The sequence below is a fragment of the Pseudomonas sp. Y24-6 genome (assembly GCF_020295325.1).
Lineage (GTDB): Bacteria > Pseudomonadota > Gammaproteobacteria > Pseudomonadales > Pseudomonadaceae > Aquipseudomonas > Aquipseudomonas gregormendelii.
The window spans coordinates 20,460-36,557 of record NZ_JACBXG010000002.1 but is presented as its reverse complement, the minus strand read 5'-3'; the positions used below and the strand labels follow the sequence as shown (position 1 = coordinate 36,557).

Genomic DNA, 16,098 nt, shown 5'->3' with positions numbered 1-16,098 from the left:
GCCAGAAAAAATGCCCCGGATCTCACGATCCGGGGCATTTTTTATTGCAGCGTCAACTCAGCGATTACGAGTCAGCAGCGCTGGCTTTTCGCCGCGAGGACGGCCTGGCAATTGATCAAGCTGTTCAGGTGTCGGGAAACGATCGGTTTTCGACTCCTTGTGAATGATCTTCGGTGCCGGGCCGCGCGGGTTCTGCACCGCTGGTTCCGAGCGAGGCTGATCGTCACGCGCCGGACGGCGATTGCGACCTTCTTCGCGACGGGCTTGACCGTCACGTGGAGCACCGCTGCGTGGGCCACTGCGCTTGGCCGGCGGAGTGCCAGTGGTGGCGCCGTCGCTGCTGCGCGGACCGCTCTGGCGACCCTGTGGCTTACCGCCGTTGCGCGGTGCACCGGCACCTGCGCCGGCTGCCGCACCCGGTGCCGGAGCACCTGGACGACGGCCACGGCCCTGAGCCGGCTTGGCTTGCGGCACGTAGTCGACGCGATTACCGAAGTTATCGATGTCGTCGTCCAGGAACTCGTCCGGTGCGCGATCAGCGGATGCACGAGGTGCCGGGCGCTGTTGCTCGCGAGCTGGCGTGCCTTCACGTGGCTTGTGCTCACGGGCCGGGCGATCGCCACGGCCAGTGGCTGCAGGTTTTTCCTTGCCGCCCTTGTCCTTGCCTTTGTCTTTACGGCCGCCGCCACCGCCGCCGCCGTTTGGACCGTCGCCGCGCGGGCCACGTGGGTTGCGTGGGTTGCGCACATCCGGACGCTCGCGCACTTCAGGCTTCTCGGCCTCTACAGCGCTGGAGTCGAAGCCCATCAGGTCGCCGTCGGCGATTTTCTGCTTGGTCATGCGCTCGATGCTTTTGAGCAGCTTTTCTTCGTCCGGAGCTACCAGCGAAATGGCCTCGCCCGAACGACCGGCACGGCCAGTACGGCCGATACGGTGAACGTAATCCTCGTCGACATTCGGCAATTCGAAGTTGACCACGTGTGGCAACTGGTCGATGTCGAGGCCGCGAGCCGCGATGTCGGTGGCAACCAGGATGCGCACTTCACCGGCCTTGAAATCTGCCAGGGCTTTGGTGCGGGCGTTCTGGCTCTTGTTGCCGTGGATGGCGACGGCGCTGAGGCCGTGCTTGTCCAGGTACTCGGCCAGGCGGTTGGCGCCGTGCTTGGTGCGGGTGAAGACCAGGACCTGTTCCCAGGCGCCTGCGGTGATCAGATGCGCCAGCAGCGAACGCTTGTGGTTGGCTGGCAGACGGAACACGCGTTGCTCGATGCGCTCGACCGTGGTGTTCGGCGGAGTAACTTCGATGCGTTCCGGGTTGTGCAGCAGCTTGCCGGCGAGATCGGTGATGTCCTTGGAGAAGGTCGCCGAGAACAGCAGGTTCTGACGTTTGCTTGGCAGGCGAGCCAGCACCTTCTTCACGTCATGCACAAAGCCCATGTCGAGCATGCGGTCGGCTTCGTCCAGCACGAGGATTTCCACGTGGGACAAATCGACGCTGCCTTGGCCGGCGAGGTCGAGCAGGCGGCCAGGGCAGGCCACCAGCACATCAACGCCACGGGACATGGCCTGAACCTGTGGGTTCATGCCGACGCCGCCGAAAATGCAGGCGCTGACAAACTTCAGGTCACGGGCATAGACCTTGAAGCTCTCATGGACCTGGGCCGCGAGTTCACGAGTAGGGGTCAGGACCAGCACGCGCGGTTGGCGCGGGCCGTGACGCTGGGATTTGTCCGGGTGACCGTTAGGGAACAACCGCTCCAGAATCGGAAGGGCGAAGCCACCGGTTTTACCAGTACCTGTCTGCGCCGCAACCATGAGGTCGCGACCTTGCAACACGGCGGGAATGGCCCGCTGTTGCACCGGAGTAGGCTCGGTATAGCCCGCCGCCTCGATGGCGCGGACTAAAGCCTCGGAGAGACCGAGGGAAGCAAAGGACATGAGTAATCCTGTTTTAGTTAGGGCTTGGCCCAATGGGAGTCTTGCCTGGCGCGAATGGCGTTTAAGAAGAACGCAATCCCGTCCGGTCCTGCTGGGTCTGAAAAGCTCGTCTGGAGCGCTCGCGCGGGCTGAAAAGCTGCGCTGTAGCGGGGTCGAGATGCCTTGAACAAGTCCGAGCGTCCGGGCGTGAGCCTGGCGGGAAGGCCGGAGTATAACAGAGCAATCACTGCGCGCCGCTTTCCTGCTGCTCAACGGTTTTGCCGCGTACGGTAGTGAGGCCGTTTGCGGGTGCTTCGACGGCAGGTCCCGCGCCATATCGGGCACTCAGCTCGGCATAGGCAGGCTCGCGCTTGAAGCGCTTGAGCTCGGCGCCGAACCGCTGCACCAGCAAGTCCATGCCGGCACTGCGACGCACTGCGAGGAATTGGCTTTGTTCACTGATGATAAGCGGATTTTCAGTGATCTTGTCGCGAATGCCCAATTCATCCAGGAGGTGCTGGCCCACTCGGCGGTCGGTGATCAACAGGTCGATGCGCCCGCGTAACAGTTTCCCGAAGTTTGCTTCATGGCTGGGTGCGGGCTCTCTGGTAAACAGCGTCGATTGGCTGAAGTCCGTGCTGTACAGGTAGCCCGGCGAGGTGCCGATGGTCAGGCCGCGCAGGGCGTCGAGGGAGGTGAACGGGTGCGGGCGGTCATTGGCGTAGAACATCACGAACTGTACTTGCGACAAGGGTTCGCTGGGGTAGAGCAGGGTGGCGTCGCGTTCGTCGCTGTGAAAAATGTCCAGCGCACCATCGGCCTGGCCTTGTTCGAGCATCGACAGACAGCGCTTCCAGGGCAGGAACTGCCACTGCACTTCAATGCCCAGGCGCTTGAAGACGATGGCGGTGGTTTCATAGTCCAGCCCCAGCGCCTTGCCGTTCTCTTCATAGACGTAAGGTGCCCAGGGCTCGGTGACAATGCGCAGTTTCTCGCCCCGGGCTGTAAAGCTCAGGCACGTGAATAAAATCACCGTCAGTAACTGTGAGATCAAAGGCATGGCCTGAGATTACGACGAGAAACCGCAAAGAGCCAGAAACTGCATGGAGAAGCTCTATCTCCGTGGATTAGCGCACAAAAAAAGGGCGCTAAAAGCAAAAGATCGCAGCCTTCGGCAGCTCGTACACCGGGTGTGTTTATTCCCGGTAGGAGCTGCCGAAGGCTGCGATCTTTTGATCTTGCTCTTTGCTTAGCGCGGCAACTTCAAATTGTTCCACACCGCCAGACTCGGCTCGGCCTGGTTCAACGTGTAGAAGTGCAACCCTGGCGCGCCGCCCTGCAGCAGACGCTCGCACATCTCGGTGATGACTTGCTCACCGAAGCCCTGAATGCTGCGGGTGTCGTCACCGTAGGCTTCCAGTTGCTTGCGGATCCAGCGCGGAATTTCCGCACCGCAGGCATCAGAGAAGCGTGCCAGCTTGCTGTAGTTGGTGATTGGCATGATGCCCGGCACGATCGGGATGTTAACGCCCAGTGCCCGCACCCGCTCGACGAAGTAGAAGTAGCTGTCGGCGTTGAAGAAGTACTGAGTGATCGCGCTATCGGCGCCCGCGTTGGCTTTGCGCACGAAGTTGACGAGATCGTCTTCGAAATTGCGCGCTTGCGGGTGCATTTCCGGGTAAGCGGCGACTTCGATGTGGAAATGATCGCCGGTCTCTTCACGAATGAATTCCACCAGGTCATTGGCGTGACGCAATTCGCCGCTGGCCATGCCCATTCCCGAGGGAAGGTCGCCGCGCAAGGCGACGATACGGGTAATGCCAGCCGCTTTGTACTGAGTCAGCAGGCCGCGCAGATCGTCCTTGCTATCACCCACGCAGGACAAATGCGGGGCGGCAGGGACTTTGACTTCGCTTTCGAGCTGCAACACGGTGTTGATCGTGCGATCACGGGTCGAACCACCTGCGCCGTAAGTGCAGGAGAAGAAATCGGGGTTGTACGCAGCCAGCTGGCGGGCAGTGGCGAGCAGCTTTTCATGCCCAGCGTCGGTCTTCGTAGGGAAGAACTCGAAGCTGTAGCGACGGTCTTGGGACATGGTCATATCCTTGGAAACGCATAAGCCTGGAAGGCACCGTGCACCCTGTGGGAGCAAAGCTTGCTCGCGATTGAGACGCTGCGGTCTTCAGTGAGACCATGGCGACGCCATCGCGAGCAAGCTTTGCTCCCACAGATCTGCATTAATCCGCTCCCCATGGGGGAGCGGAGCAGGACCGATCAGTAGCGGTAAGCGTGCGGCTTGAACGGACCTTCAACAGTCACGCCGATGTAGTCAGCCTGCTGCTTGGTCAGTTGCGTCACAACACCACCAAAGCCGCGAACCATTTCCAGGGCCACTTCTTCGTCGAGTTTTTTGGGCAGTACTTCAACGGTCAGACGCTCGGCTTTCTGGGCTGGCGACAGGTCGGCGTATTTCTGGCCAAACAGGAAGATCTGTGCCAGAACCTGGTTGGCGAACGAACCGTCCATGATGCGGCTTGGGTGACCTGTGGCGTTGCCCAGGTTAACCAGACGGCCTTCAGCCAGCAGGATCAGGTAGTCATCGTTCTGGGCATCGAATGCGCCAGGACCGGTACGGTGGATCTTGTGCACCTGTGGCTTCACTTCTTCCCATGCCCAGTTCTTGCGCATGAAAGCAGTGTCGATCTCGTTGTCGAAGTGGCCGATGTTGCAGACAACAGCACGCTTCTTCAGGGCTTTGAGCATGTTCGAGTCGCAGACATTGACGTTGCCGGTGGTGGTCACGATCAGGTCGATCTTGCCCAGCAGTGCTTTGTCGATGCTCTCTTCAGTACCGTCGTTGATACCGTCGATGAATGGCGAAACCAGTTCGAAACCATCCATGCAGGCTTGCATGGCGCAGATCGGATCGACTTCGGAAACCTTGACGATCATGCCTTCCTGACGCAGGGACTGGGCCGAACCCTTGCCCACGTCGCCGTAGCCGATAACCAGTGCTTGCTTGCCCGACAGCAGGTGGTCGGTGCCACGCTTGATCGCATCGTTCAGGCTGTGACGGCAGCCGTACTTGTTGTCGTTCTTGCTCTTGGTGACCGAGTCGTTGACGTTGATGGCCGGGATTTTCAGTTCGCCCTTGGCCAGCATGTCCAGCAGGCGGTGAACGCCTGTGGTGGTCTCTTCGGTGACGCCATGGACGCGGTCCAGGATCGCCGGGTATTTCTTGTGCAGCAACTCGGTCAGGTCGCCGCCATCGTCGAGGATCATGTTGGCATCCCAAGGCGCGCCATCTTTAAGGATGGTTTGCTCAAGGCACCACTCGTACTCTTCTTCGGTTTCGCCTTTCCAGGCGTATACCGCGATGCCGGCAGCGGCGATAGCAGCAGCGGCCTGATCCTGAGTCGAGAAGATGTTGCAGGACGACCAGCGCACTTCGGCACCCAGGGCAACCAGGGTTTCGATCAGCACGGCAGTCTGGATGGTCATGTGGATGCAGCCGAGGATCTTCGCGCCTTTGAGCGGCTGCTCGGCAGCGTATTTGCGACGCAGACCCATCAGGGCCGGCATTTCCGATTCGGCGATGATGGTTTCGCGACGACCCCAGGCGGCCAGGGACATGTCGGCAACTTTGTAATCGTTAAAATCTGCAGGCGTGATAACAGCGCTCATGAAGAGCCTCCATTCGTAATGTATGCGAATGGGCGCCGTTGTGCGTTTAGTGTCCGGTCGCTGGGACCAGGCAACGCCCCATCCGAGCCTGACAGGTTGAACCTGCTGCAGCGCCCCTCGGACAGGTGGCGGGAAAACGGTAGCGATCGATCTTTACCGTTTTGAAACGGTGGCGATTATAGCGGGCTATGCTGATCTTCCAAAGCCTTTCTGCAGGTCAATGTCTGAACGGTAATCGATGCCATAGTCGATGGTGAATAGAGCTCTAGCTTGGGCTCTGCCATGATGGTTACCATCATTCGGCAAGACGCTCAGGAGTGAATATGAATTTCCACACCCGCAAATGGGTAAAACCCGAAGACCTCAACCCCAACGGCACGCTGTTCGGTGGCAGCCTGTTGCGCTGGATCGACGAAGAAGCGGCCATTTACGCCATTGTCCAGCTGGGCAACCAGCGCGTGGTCACCAAGTACATTTCGGAGATCAACTTCGTCAGTGCCTCGCGCCAGGGTGACATCATTGAATTGGGCATTACCGCCACCGAGTTCGGCCGCACGTCCATCAGCCTGACCTGCGAAGTGCGTAACAAGATCACGCGCAAGAGCATCCTGACGGTGGAGAAAATGGTGTTCGTGAACCTCGGCGAAGACGGCTTGCCTGCGCCGCACGGCCGGACCGAAATCAAATACGTCAAAGATCAGTTCCAGGACGAGTAACACGAGTTCGTGGGAGCCGGCTTGCCGGCGATGCCGTCGTCAGCATCACCGCAAAAAATCCGAGTTCATCTCGGTTCCCGGTGTCGCTAATGACCCCGTCGCGGGCAAGCCTTGCTCCCACAGATTGATGTTCCACAGGCGCCACACATGGCTCCCACAGGCCGCACTGCCACAGGGCTGATGTTTCGTTAGTGTGAGCAGTGAACAGCTCCGAACCGCGCCTGTCGTACGTACATCTCACGCCACCGGTTCCGGAGCACTATGGACACGCAAAAAGACGGCAAGACCCCGAACCTTTCGGCCCAGGAAAAACACGACGTCGACAAAAACCAGCCGCCGCGCGCTGCCGTGCTGCATGAAATCATCCGCACCCAGGGTGATCAGGAGCTGGAACGCAGCGTCGCCGCCCTTTGGTGGTCCGCCCTGGCGGCCGGCCTGACCATGGGCTTGTCCCTCATGGCCATGGGCTTGCTCAACTCTCGCCTGCCGGACGCAGAAGGATTCAAGGTAATCGCCAGCTTCGGTTACTGCGCCGGCTTCCTCGCGGTGATCCTTGCCCGTCAGCAGTTGTTTACCGAAAACACCCTGACGGCAGTGCTGCCGGTCATGACCAAGCCGACCCTTAACAATTTCGGGCGGCTGCTGCGGCTGTGGACGGTGGTGCTGGTGGGCAACCTGTGCGGTACCTTGCTGGTGGCTTATGTGATGCTCCACCTGCCGATTTTCGACACCAAGACCGACATGGCCTTTCTCGACATCGGGCGCAAGGTGATGGAGAACGACGCGAGCAAGATGTTCGCCAAGGGCATCGTCTCGGGCTGGATGATTGCCACCATGGTCTGGATGATCCCTTCCATGGAAAGCGCGAAAATGTGGATCATCATTCTGATCACTTACCTGATGGCGCTGGGGGATTTCACCCACATCGTGGTCGGCTCGGCCGAAGTGTCGTACCTGGTGTTTGCCGGCGAGTTGTCGTGGAGTGATTTCTGGCTGGTGTTTGCCGGGCCGACGCTGGCGGGGAATATCATCGGAGGCAGCTTCATTTTTGCACTGCTGAGCCATGCGCAGATTCGCAGCGAAAGCGGGCCGCCCAAGCAGGATGCGGATCAGCAGCCTGATCCGCAAAAGCTCAAGAAGTAATCAGTGATGAGCCTGTGCCGCTGGCGCAGGCTCATCACGGGTGACGTGCTTGACCAGTTTGCCGATGCTCAGGCCCTGCAGCAGAATTGACGACAGCACCACAATGTAGGTGATGCTCAGCAACAGGTCGCGCTCCGGCCCCAGCGGCAGCGCCAGCGCCAAGGCTACCGAAACCCCCCCACGCAGCCCGCCCCAGGTCAGAATCCTGATCGTCCCGCGCGGGACTGTGCGCCAGCGTCGCAGCAGCAGGATGGCCGGCGCCACGGTCAGCAGGCGCGAGAGCAAAATTGCCACGGCCAGCAAACTGGCTGCCAGCACGTGCAGCCAGTTGAATGGCAGCAGCAATAGCTCCATGCCGATCAGGGCAAACAGCAGGGCGTTGAGCATGTCGTCGAGCAGCTCCCAAATTTTGCCATTCGCATTTTTTTGTCAGTTATTCGGAATGCCTGTAGAATGGAGATTACAGCCAGCTCACCACGGATTTTGTAAGTGACAATCGTCAAAAAAGGATCGCCCATCGAAACCTATCCCTTCCGAGCTCTGGCGCCTGATGTGGTGGAGTTGTTTCAGCGTTGCGCTGAGCGTAGGAAGGTGCCGTCGACGACGACATTGAAGCTTCTCGAATGCTTTTGTGACATCACCAACCAGCCCTTGTCTTTCTTGAAGCTTTCGTCGTCAGAGCTGACCCACATCGTTGCGGGTTTTCAAGGAGCGCTGTTCGAACAGGATTTGGTCGGTACGTCTGACGTGACGCGCGCGAAGATTTCCGTTTATCTGCAAGATATTTTGCTCGAAGCGCGTAATTACGTCCCTTCCATGCCGCCGACAGAATATGGAAGTGGACTAAGAGAAAAATATAATGCGAAGTGGAAGAAAATACTTCATGGGGTTGACCAGCGTAAAGTCAAATATTGGACTGGATGGCCTGTAGAAAACCGTAAAGGCACCACGTTGTATTGTCACTTTGCCAATATTCATAACAGTCATGGTCATGATTTTACATCCCGCCTGTATGAGCAGCTACGACTCCATATTTCAGGGTATGGAGCTACACAGTTAACTATGCCGAATAAGATGGCTGGTTTTCTGAGTCAGAATAGTGATTCTTGGCCTGAATACACGTTTAACGATTCGACAATGATTTACAATTTCTTCTGGGATTTCAGGGAAAGTTTTTTCATGAGTGGCGAGGCCTTGGGGCTGGATATCGACGCGCAAATGAAGACTTGGAATAAGTATATTGGGTTCATTGAGAAGATTTTCATTCTTCCAGGTGTATGGGCGGAGCCATTGGGAGGGAAGCTGCCGTTAGCACCTGCGAAGCGAATCGATGGTCAGTCGACTAATATCAGAAAAAACGAAGATGGCGCTGATGTAAAAGTCAAGCTCGTAATGGAAATACCATTACATCTTACTGAGTCTGAAGCTATTGAAATATTATTTATTTCCATATCTAAGCGGCTGAAGATTATTGAGGGATGGGCCAAGGCTCAGATAGCAGATCTATATGGTAGGGTTCTTCGTCGTAAAAAGCTCGCTGCGCAGGGAGAGTTGGTAGATACAACTAAACGTAAGAAGGGACACCTACTAATAATCCCAAATATTTGCTGTATTTTCGAAACCTACGGGTACGGAGAGCCATACAGCCACTACGCTTCCTTGTCAGTGGATACAAAAGATTCTCAGACTCCTGCTTCTGATTTAGCCAGCTATATGGGGATGCCACTGGCGGGGAGTCTAATGCCATTTAAGCTCCTAATTATTCTAAGGCATCCGATAATTACGTCAGAGTTTCTGGGTGATTTCGATCTTTGGAATAAGCATGGGCAGAGATCTGGATATGTACTGGACGGGTCGGTGTATAAGCTGGTGGGGTACAAGGATCGTAAGGGGGCAGGAAGGTCTGAACAAAAAATCACGCTAACCTCAGAAACTAAAGCTTTGGTCGACCAAATTATTGAGATCACTGCGCCCCTACGTGAGTATTTGAAATCACAGGGTGATCCCTCATGGAGGAAGCTGTTCATTACATGCGGTAACGCATTTTCACCGCCTGCCAAAAGCACCCTAACCCCGTGGTCGAGGTCAACACTTAAACCTGGTACGTATTTGAGAAACAATCTTTTAGCTCAATTTCGTCCTCATACGGACATGTCTGAAGATGATCTCGTTAAGTTTTTGGAGATGGTGAGTGCGTCTTCCGTACGCGCATCCAGAGTAACCGAGATATTTATTGAGACGCATAGCGCTGAAACTACATCTCAGGCTTTAGGTCATGAGAGCTACGATCCTAACCTCATGGATCACTATTTGCCCAAGGTGATTATCGATTTCCTGCATGAAAGGCGCATGCGAGTATTTAACAAGATCTTAATTTGTCATAGTCTTAAAGATAGTCCGTTTTTATTTCGGGCCAGCAATTTCTCAAGCTTGGCTGAATTAGACGCTTTTCTAGTGAATCATGCTTTTGGAGATATTCCTGCGTATCTTCAAGATCCAGATGGGCATCATGAAAAGATTGAGAACGACGGGACTGTATATGCGTTAGTGTCTGTCGATATTTTGAGCGTGCTGCTCTCGATAAAATTGGCTGTTGAGCAAGCGCCACCCAATCAGAAGGTTAGTGCTAAGGCAGTCTACTGGGCGAGTTACGCAGGCTTTCTAGAAGGGGAGATTAGTAAGCACCGAGATGCCACTTATCGGAGTGATCTCCACAAGGCGGCATTAACAGCTAGCGCAGAGTCTGTGGAGAGGTTTGTATATGAATGCTCCATCTAAACTTGGGTTCCTCGGCGAGCCTCGCTTAGCGCCAGCAGAAGCTTTCCGTAAAGCATCCTGGCTAACCACTGATTTTAATGCTTTCGTCTGGAGCGTGAATTTTAACGGCGATCCCATTCTGCTAAACTGGAAGGTAGCCCTAGACAACAATTCATACCTCACCGATGACGAAAACCTAGATCTGTTGAACGGTCTTAAATACGCCCTCATTGGCGCCACGCGAAATAGCCTGGTTGAAATGGCTAATTCTCAAAGTGTTGAGACATTAAGACGGAAGTTTCACGCCGCCGTGGGTGTTATTGACTGCCTGCTAATTCACGCACATGAGCTCAAGCTTTCAAGTGCCGGATTGGCAGGCTTGTCTGAAGGCGATTTGAAATGGATCCTAAATAAGCTGTCTTCAGAATCCTCCGTGGCCGAAGCGCTGTATGATTGGTCAGAAAAATTGAGTAAGTATGCTCTAGCGCTCTTGGATGAAATACCAGGCGCGACGATTGCTTCCATATTGGAAGAGAATCCGTCGATGTTAGAGATAAGTTCTACTCAGCTCGAGTCCAACGAGCTTAATGTTTCCGTTGATGATATTCCACGTATTCGGGCCGCTTTATATTATAAAGGCCACTACGACGGACATAGAGGTGCTGGCTATACGGTAAACTCTGTACGCATCTCAGCCGAGGTTTACCCAAATACTATCCGTGGGGACATGGCCAAGCCTAGGCATGAAATTCTTAGTTTTTATCCGCTTGGTGAGTCCTATAAGCGTGAGATGGAGGGAGTAAAGGTTACTTCTAGGTCGGGAAGTCTCATGGCCGAATCCCAGTACAGGCTATTTTACAACTTTTTGTATGGAATGGGGTTGCTCAAGAAACTTGGAGTGCCAGGGCCCAATGAGCGAGTTTTGGATAGAATTAAAGGTTACATGCCAGAGCTAGCCAAACCTGGTCGTTATGTGACAGTGCCGTCCGGCACGATTTTTAAATTATTCAAAGGTGCTGTCGAGTTTCATTACGAGCTGGGCCCTCTCGTTATTGAGGGGTTTTGCAGGTTGGCTCGATACTGTGATGAGCATGACACAACGCTTACAAGCCTAACCGATGAGCAGGTTGTTTCAATTGTTGGCAGTGATTTGAAACATCACGGCGTGACAAAACTGGGGCTTGGTTGTAGAAATACAAGTGATGCCGATGGCAGTGGTCTTGAAAGTCGAAAGGGAACGAAGCAGAACTATTTTGAGCGGCTAAGATCCAATGCAGGCTTGCTTGAACTTGTCTACGTTTATATTGGTGCTATTCAATTTGTTGTTGGTTTGCTTATGGCTCGCCGAATAGATGAGCTTTTGCAGATCCCGTCGGCCCGAGCATTCGACTCCACGAATACTTGGCTGATGTTCATGAGAGAAAAGAGCACAACCAATACGTATGGTCTCCGGAAATCCGATGCCAGACCTATTGATCCCCTTGCGGTACAGATGCTTGGGCAATTAGTACGCCTTCAGGAGGAGCTCATCAATGCTGGATTCTCGGCGGAAGCTCCTACTATATTCTCCGTTCCGTCTTTGCATGGCAGAAAGTTAATATATTCCGCCACAAAAATGAGCATGAATACATGCTTTGACTTCTTGTGTGACTACTTTGAGAGCGAAGTTAATGAAGTAGGGCTTCGGTATTATATCAGGCAGCACCAGTTGCGCCGTGTAGCGGCCCTGTTGTTCTTTCACGCATATGGGAAAGGACGCATAGATACGCTTCGTTGGATTCTCGGGCATAACGATATTGAGCATGCATGGAGGTACATTACAGATGCCACAGATGGCGCATCCCTCCGTGGGGCGGAAGCCCAAATTATTGCTGAGAAATTCTTCACTGGTGATGTGCATAACTATAAATCGTTACGTGCGTTGATGAAGGAACAGTTCGGAACGGATGATGTGCGTCTTGTAGATCAAGAATCCTTTTCGGAGCATCTAGAGCATTTGATGAGTAAAGGCATTGTCAAATTTGAGCCTGTATTTGTTCTTGGTGCTTATGGCAAGGAAATGCAGGTTCTTGTTCACGTAAAGGGGGCGTAATCATGGGTAAGCCTAGGTCGGAAATTCAAGTTCACAATCAGTCAATCAAGGCGCGACAGATTTTGCTAGAGGACGTACTTGCCGATGTTGAAAAATACGTTTCAAATGAGGTTGTTACTTCCGCTCTAAAAAATCAGGGAGCTTTGGCTTCCCTTTCTTACAAGTTCGATTTGGCTGGCCAGCAATACGCTATCGCCCCCACGAGTCTGAACACCCTCAAAAAAAAATCCGATGAATTACTTGGTTATCACGGTTTCGCAGGGCTAGAGCGTCTTAGGAGCGTGGCTAAGGATGCAATTGCTGCGTATGCCGAAAGGGGCAACAAGCCTACCAAGAAGACCAAAAATGGGCTAGAGCAAATTAATAGCGAGTTAGAATGCACGGTGGTCGCACTGCGCCGCGCTAATTTCAGGTTACTTCAAGGGCTTTCCACTGCTATATCGGGAATCAAAGAAACCAGGGATGGTTCTAGTGAGGCTGTTAGAAATAAAAGCGCTAGCGAAGCCGTAAATGCACTGTTGGCAATAGTCTCGCTTAATGAGTCTCCTTTTGATGTGATTCCATCTCACGAGAATATCCAGTCTTTAAAGGTAGTAAGGAGTGAGTAATTTCCATGAGCGTAAGCTTTATTCAGTGGTTCCTGAGCTTGAGTTGTTTGACCACAACGCACTGGGGAAGCTCGTGACTAGGGATGCGAGCAATCTGACATTCATCAATTGGCCAAACGGGGCACCCTGTTTTGCCGCGAATCTCTACATGCTTTCCCTTACGGTTCGCCCCAATAGGATGAAGCGTAAAGGGTTAGCGCGTACAGGTAGAAAAGGTGGGACGATTGGTGAGTATGCTCAAAAAATCAGTCAGTTGGTTAGATTCTGTTATGCTTCAAACATTGATTTTATAGATCTATCAGATAACGACTTTACGCGTTTTATTCATCATCTAAGTACGGAAGTAGATCCCAAAAATCTTCGTGAGAAGAAGAAAGCCACACTCACCGTTGTAGACGTTGGGACTGTATGTATAGACTTCCTAAAGTATATTGGAGGGCTTTATGAGCAACCCAGTTTCGTCGCGATTGGAGGGCGAATAAAGATTACTGAAAACGTTACAGTGAAAAAAGATAAGCGTGGTCGTGATTATGCTGTGCACAGTGTGTGGCATCATGCATTTCCACCTGGTGGTAGGAGGCACGAGCGGAATGCGATTCCTGCTGTTCATGTCGACCAGCTCAGGAGCGCTGTCGATGAAATGGGGGGCTCACGGTTCATCAAGATTCGGCGGCATGCATTTATCTCAACATTGGAAAACTCTGGGGCTAGGCTTTCAGAGGTTGCGAGTCTTAAGGTCGTAGATGTCCTGACCGCGTATGAGATGAAGCATCCTATGCTTAGGTTTATCACGCTGAAGGGCGACGACAGCGAGGAAAGGGAAATACCCGTAAATAAGATGTTTCTCAATGAACTGATCTCATACATTGAGTTTCACAGGGGTAAAGTTGTAAGAAATAAATTTTCGAGTATTAAAGATCATGGCTTCGTATTTGTATCATCAGCAACCGGAACTCCGCTTTCAGAAACATCCCTTGGTAATGAGATCGGTTCAGTGCGCAGGTTTGCTGGCATCGAGGAACAAGCATGCGCGCACATGTTTCGCCACTCGTTTATAACGAACTTGGTAATGGAGTTTGTACAGCGGGATAGATATAGGCGTGCAGGAGACTTTGAAGTCAGGTTGCTTTCTGATGAAAGCTATCTTGAGGAGGTTAAGATGTATACCGGCCAGAAATCAATTGCGACTATCATGGGCTATGTACATGCAGCATTCAAGGAGATTGAGGGGTATAGCACTACAGTTAGCAATGTTTTCCTAATTCGAGCCATGGAGCAGTTCGATAAATACTCTCGTAAACTCAGAGCCCATCTCGGCTCTACCCTTACAATTCAAGAATATAACGTAGAGATGGAGAAGCTTGAGGCTTTAAGAGATGATGACTTTGCTCGTGAGCTTGCAAGAGAGAAAACGGTCAAAGGAATCGCTCCGATTCTGCCTGGCCGCGAATGATTCGGTGAATTCTGGCACGGGTCTATCATTCACACGGTAGTGTTGAGATACCATGGTTCATTAGCAATGGATTCAAGTCTTGGGCTTAAGGTTAGGAGAAGGTTTTGTTGCTGCTTTCACGCCTCTGGAACCTTATCAGCCCCGACCGTCGCTCCGAGTGGGAGAAAGCGCGTGAACGCGAGTTCATCCTGGCGGCGAACTCCTTGAAGACCCTCAAGGTGACACCGGAGGGCGGGATGTCCATCGATCCTGAAGAGCTTCGCGAACAGATCGTCGCTTCACGTGAGCAGTTGAAGCATCTCGTCCACAAACCAGGAGCGGCTAGCGGCTCATTCGAAGTTGCGGCAGACATTCGGGTGGAACAGGGAGCGAGTGCCACCATAGAGGCTTCTATGAGCACCATGGACTGTATTGAGGTGGTGGCTTGGCGTCGGATGCAGACTGGCGCTGCAGTTCGCTACGTGTGCCTCCAGTCTATGAGTAAGGGACAATTCGCTGTCGCTTCAGCAAGCATGTTCACAGGAGCCATAGAGAGTCTCCCCACTTGGGTCGATGGCAATACCAATAGGCAAATCGCGAACGCTCTACAACTTGGTGATCTCCAGTGGTACGCGGCTGTGAGCGAGGCTATGGATGCTTGGGATGCGGAGCTTTGATGACCCTGAGCTTTCAGTTGGGGCGCGCCCCTGCGGGGAGCGGCTGTCGTGTACCGAGCCCTTGCGATGCCAAGGTCTCGGCCCTCCGGGCTTCCATCCCACACGCCTGCGCGCTCCGCTTGCCATGCCTACCAGGCACGTGATCACCTGTCTTCGGTTCGAGCGGTCGCACACGCTGTGCTACATCCATACTTCAATGGACTCATCGCTTTCGCATAGGTGAGGGTAGGTATACACCCCTCTGGTAGTTCAAGCTTCGAACAAAGCACGGCATGCGTTCATCAAAGCGGTTGCGTCATGGAGAGCTCGGTGGTGCCTAGTCGTGGGCAGTAGGCGATAAATGTCACTGGCAGCCTCCCGACCCACAAACACTTCCAAAGGCTTCAACTCGAAGGTCGGCATCAGGTCTGCTGCTTCGTAGAGGACATCGAGCCAAAAAACATCTTGAGGTGAGTCGCTGCAAAGCACCTGCCCTGAAAACAGCTGATTCATTCGTTCCGCCACAGTTGGTGGGGCATCACCTTCCTGAAGTAAATGATCCTGAGTAAGACCATGCATGTCTTGCGCATCGAACGACCAATGCGTCCAATAGCGGGCTGGCTTTATCAACGAACTGAACCAGGTTTCATTCGACACGACAGCCACCTCAATGGGATAGCTATCTGGGGCTATCCCTGATGCCTCGAAATCGATAAAAAAAGAAGGCCGTTCCACCTTGCTGCTCCGGTTTGAAGGTTGCGACTTTCAGCGGCTACACCGACTGCTCGTGTGTTTGCGCCGCCATCGCTCGAACCAGCCGTTCTAACTGTTAGCAGCCTTTGCAAGTCGATGGTTTTGCACATGCTGCATCTCACGCTCCCATTCATTCACAAACTTGTCCCAGTCTGTGGCGTAGGGCCCATCAGGAACTCTGGTCGACCCGATGCTTGCTTGGTGGAAACGCTCTCTCCAGGGTTGCGGAATAGTCTTCTCCAAAATGATGTCGATTCCGGAGTTATGACGCATCACCGAGACAGAGTTACGAACCTCAATGAGGTCGAGTAGCTTATCGCTACAGGGGGTGTCGTTTCGC

General features: G+C 53.7%; 12 protein-coding genes, 1 pseudogene and 1 riboswitch. Of the genes and pseudogenes, 7 read left to right on the top strand and 6 right to left on the bottom strand.

The genetic code is table 11. The features are described from left to right. Positions 1–57 precede the first annotated feature (57 nt). The 4 genes from HYI44_RS03835 to ahcY form a co-directional block, all read right to left on the bottom strand. The gene (locus HYI44_RS03835; protein WP_122841160.1) at positions 58–1,938 is read right to left on the bottom strand and encodes a DEAD/DEAH box helicase; all 1,881 of its coding nucleotides are present in this window, start codon (positions 1,936–1,938) and stop codon (positions 58–60) included. A gap of 223 nt (positions 1,939–2,161) precedes the next feature. Further along, positions 2,162–2,977 carry a substrate-binding periplasmic protein gene (locus tag HYI44_RS03830; protein WP_225568831.1) on the bottom strand — a complete coding sequence of 272 codons (816 nt, stop codon included), beginning with the start codon at positions 2,975–2,977 and terminating at the stop codon, positions 2,162–2,164. Between the two features lie 189 nt (positions 2,978–3,166). Beyond that, positions 3,167–4,012, bottom strand: coding sequence for a methylenetetrahydrofolate reductase [NAD(P)H] (metF, locus tag HYI44_RS03825; RefSeq protein WP_225568830.1), 846 nt, complete (start codon positions 4,010–4,012; stop codon positions 3,167–3,169). A gap of 179 nt (positions 4,013–4,191) precedes the next feature. Beyond that, positions 4,192–5,601, bottom strand: coding sequence for an adenosylhomocysteinase (gene ahcY / locus HYI44_RS03820; RefSeq protein ID WP_122841163.1), 1,410 nt, complete (start codon positions 5,599–5,601; stop codon positions 4,192–4,194). A 23-nt stretch (positions 5,602–5,624) separates the two neighbouring features. Then, a riboswitch (S-adenosyl-L-homocysteine riboswitch) is annotated at positions 5,625–5,726 on the bottom strand. 198 nt (positions 5,727–5,924) lie between these two features. Between ahcY and HYI44_RS03815 the strand changes: the two genes are divergently transcribed. Beyond that, positions 5,925–6,317, top strand: a complete 393-nt coding sequence (locus tag HYI44_RS03815) for an acyl-CoA thioesterase (RefSeq protein WP_045059851.1) — start codon at positions 5,925–5,927, stop codon at positions 6,315–6,317. 261 nt (positions 6,318–6,578) lie between these two features. Continuing rightward, a complete protein-coding gene (locus HYI44_RS03810) occupies positions 6,579–7,460 on the top strand; it encodes a formate/nitrite transporter family protein (protein WP_122841164.1) in 882 nt (293 codons plus the stop codon). Here the strand turns inward: HYI44_RS03810 and HYI44_RS03805 are convergent. Beyond that, positions 7,461–7,865, bottom strand: a pseudogene (locus HYI44_RS03805) (cation:proton antiporter); the annotation flags it as partial. It abuts the gene before it with no gap. 84 nt (positions 7,866–7,949) lie between these two features. On the opposite strand from HYI44_RS03805, the gene HYI44_RS03800 reads away from it, so the two are divergent. From HYI44_RS03800 to HYI44_RS03780, 5 genes are all read left to right on the top strand, one after another. Beyond that, positions 7,950–10,238 carry a hypothetical protein gene (locus HYI44_RS03800; protein WP_032894803.1) on the top strand — a complete coding sequence of 763 codons (2,289 nt, stop codon included), beginning with the start codon at positions 7,950–7,952 and terminating at the stop codon, positions 10,236–10,238. Continuing rightward, positions 10,222–12,309 carry a hypothetical protein gene (locus tag HYI44_RS03795; protein WP_032894804.1) on the top strand — a complete coding sequence of 696 codons (2,088 nt, stop codon included), beginning with the start codon at positions 10,222–10,224 and terminating at the stop codon, positions 12,307–12,309. The genes HYI44_RS03800 and HYI44_RS03795 overlap by 17 nt, the downstream gene beginning before the upstream one ends. 2 nt (positions 12,310–12,311) lie before the next feature. Next, a complete protein-coding gene (locus HYI44_RS03790; protein ID WP_050499460.1) occupies positions 12,312–12,917 on the top strand; it encodes a hypothetical protein in 606 nt (201 codons plus the stop codon). Beyond that, positions 12,910–14,370, top strand: a complete 1,461-nt coding sequence (locus HYI44_RS03785; protein ID WP_047338034.1) for a tyrosine-type recombinase/integrase — start codon at positions 12,910–12,912, stop codon at positions 14,368–14,370. Before HYI44_RS03790 ends, HYI44_RS03785 begins: the two co-directional genes overlap by 8 nt. A 104-nt stretch (positions 14,371–14,474) precedes the next feature. Next, on the top strand, positions 14,475–15,026 hold the full coding sequence (locus HYI44_RS03780) for a hypothetical protein (RefSeq protein WP_047338033.1): 552 nt from the start codon (positions 14,475–14,477) through the stop codon (positions 15,024–15,026). A 249-nt stretch (positions 15,027–15,275) separates the two neighbouring features. On the opposite strand, the gene HYI44_RS03775 is transcribed toward HYI44_RS03780, so the two are convergent. Continuing rightward, positions 15,276–15,740, bottom strand: a complete 465-nt coding sequence (locus HYI44_RS03775; protein ID WP_050499462.1) for a hypothetical protein — start codon at positions 15,738–15,740, stop codon at positions 15,276–15,278. Between the last annotated feature and the right edge of the window lie 358 nt (positions 15,741–16,098).

Excerpts from the sequence above, each read along its gene's own strand:
- HYI44_RS03810 (WP_122841164.1), top strand. The coding sequence starts at position 6,579 with ATGGACACGCAAAAAGACGGCAAGACCCCGAACCTTTCGGCCCAGGAA.
- HYI44_RS03835 (WP_122841160.1), bottom strand. The coding sequence starts at position 1,938 with ATGTCCTTTGCTTCCCTCGGTCTCTCCGAGGCTTTAGTCCGCGCCATC.
- HYI44_RS03795 (WP_032894804.1), top strand. The coding sequence starts at position 10,222 with ATGAATGCTCCATCTAAACTTGGGTTCCTCGGCGAGCCTCGCTTAGCG.
- ahcY (WP_122841163.1), bottom strand. The coding sequence starts at position 5,601 with ATGAGCGCTGTTATCACGCCTGCAGATTTTAACGATTACAAAGTTGCC.
- HYI44_RS03815 (WP_045059851.1), top strand. The coding sequence starts at position 5,925 with ATGAATTTCCACACCCGCAAATGGGTAAAACCCGAAGACCTCAACCCC.
- metF (WP_225568830.1), bottom strand. The coding sequence starts at position 4,012 with ATGTCCCAAGACCGTCGCTACAGCTTCGAGTTCTTCCCTACGAAGACC.
- HYI44_RS03790 (WP_050499460.1), top strand. The coding sequence starts at position 12,312 with ATGGGTAAGCCTAGGTCGGAAATTCAAGTTCACAATCAGTCAATCAAG.
- HYI44_RS03830 (WP_225568831.1), bottom strand. The coding sequence starts at position 2,977 with ATGCCTTTGATCTCACAGTTACTGACGGTGATTTTATTCACGTGCCTG.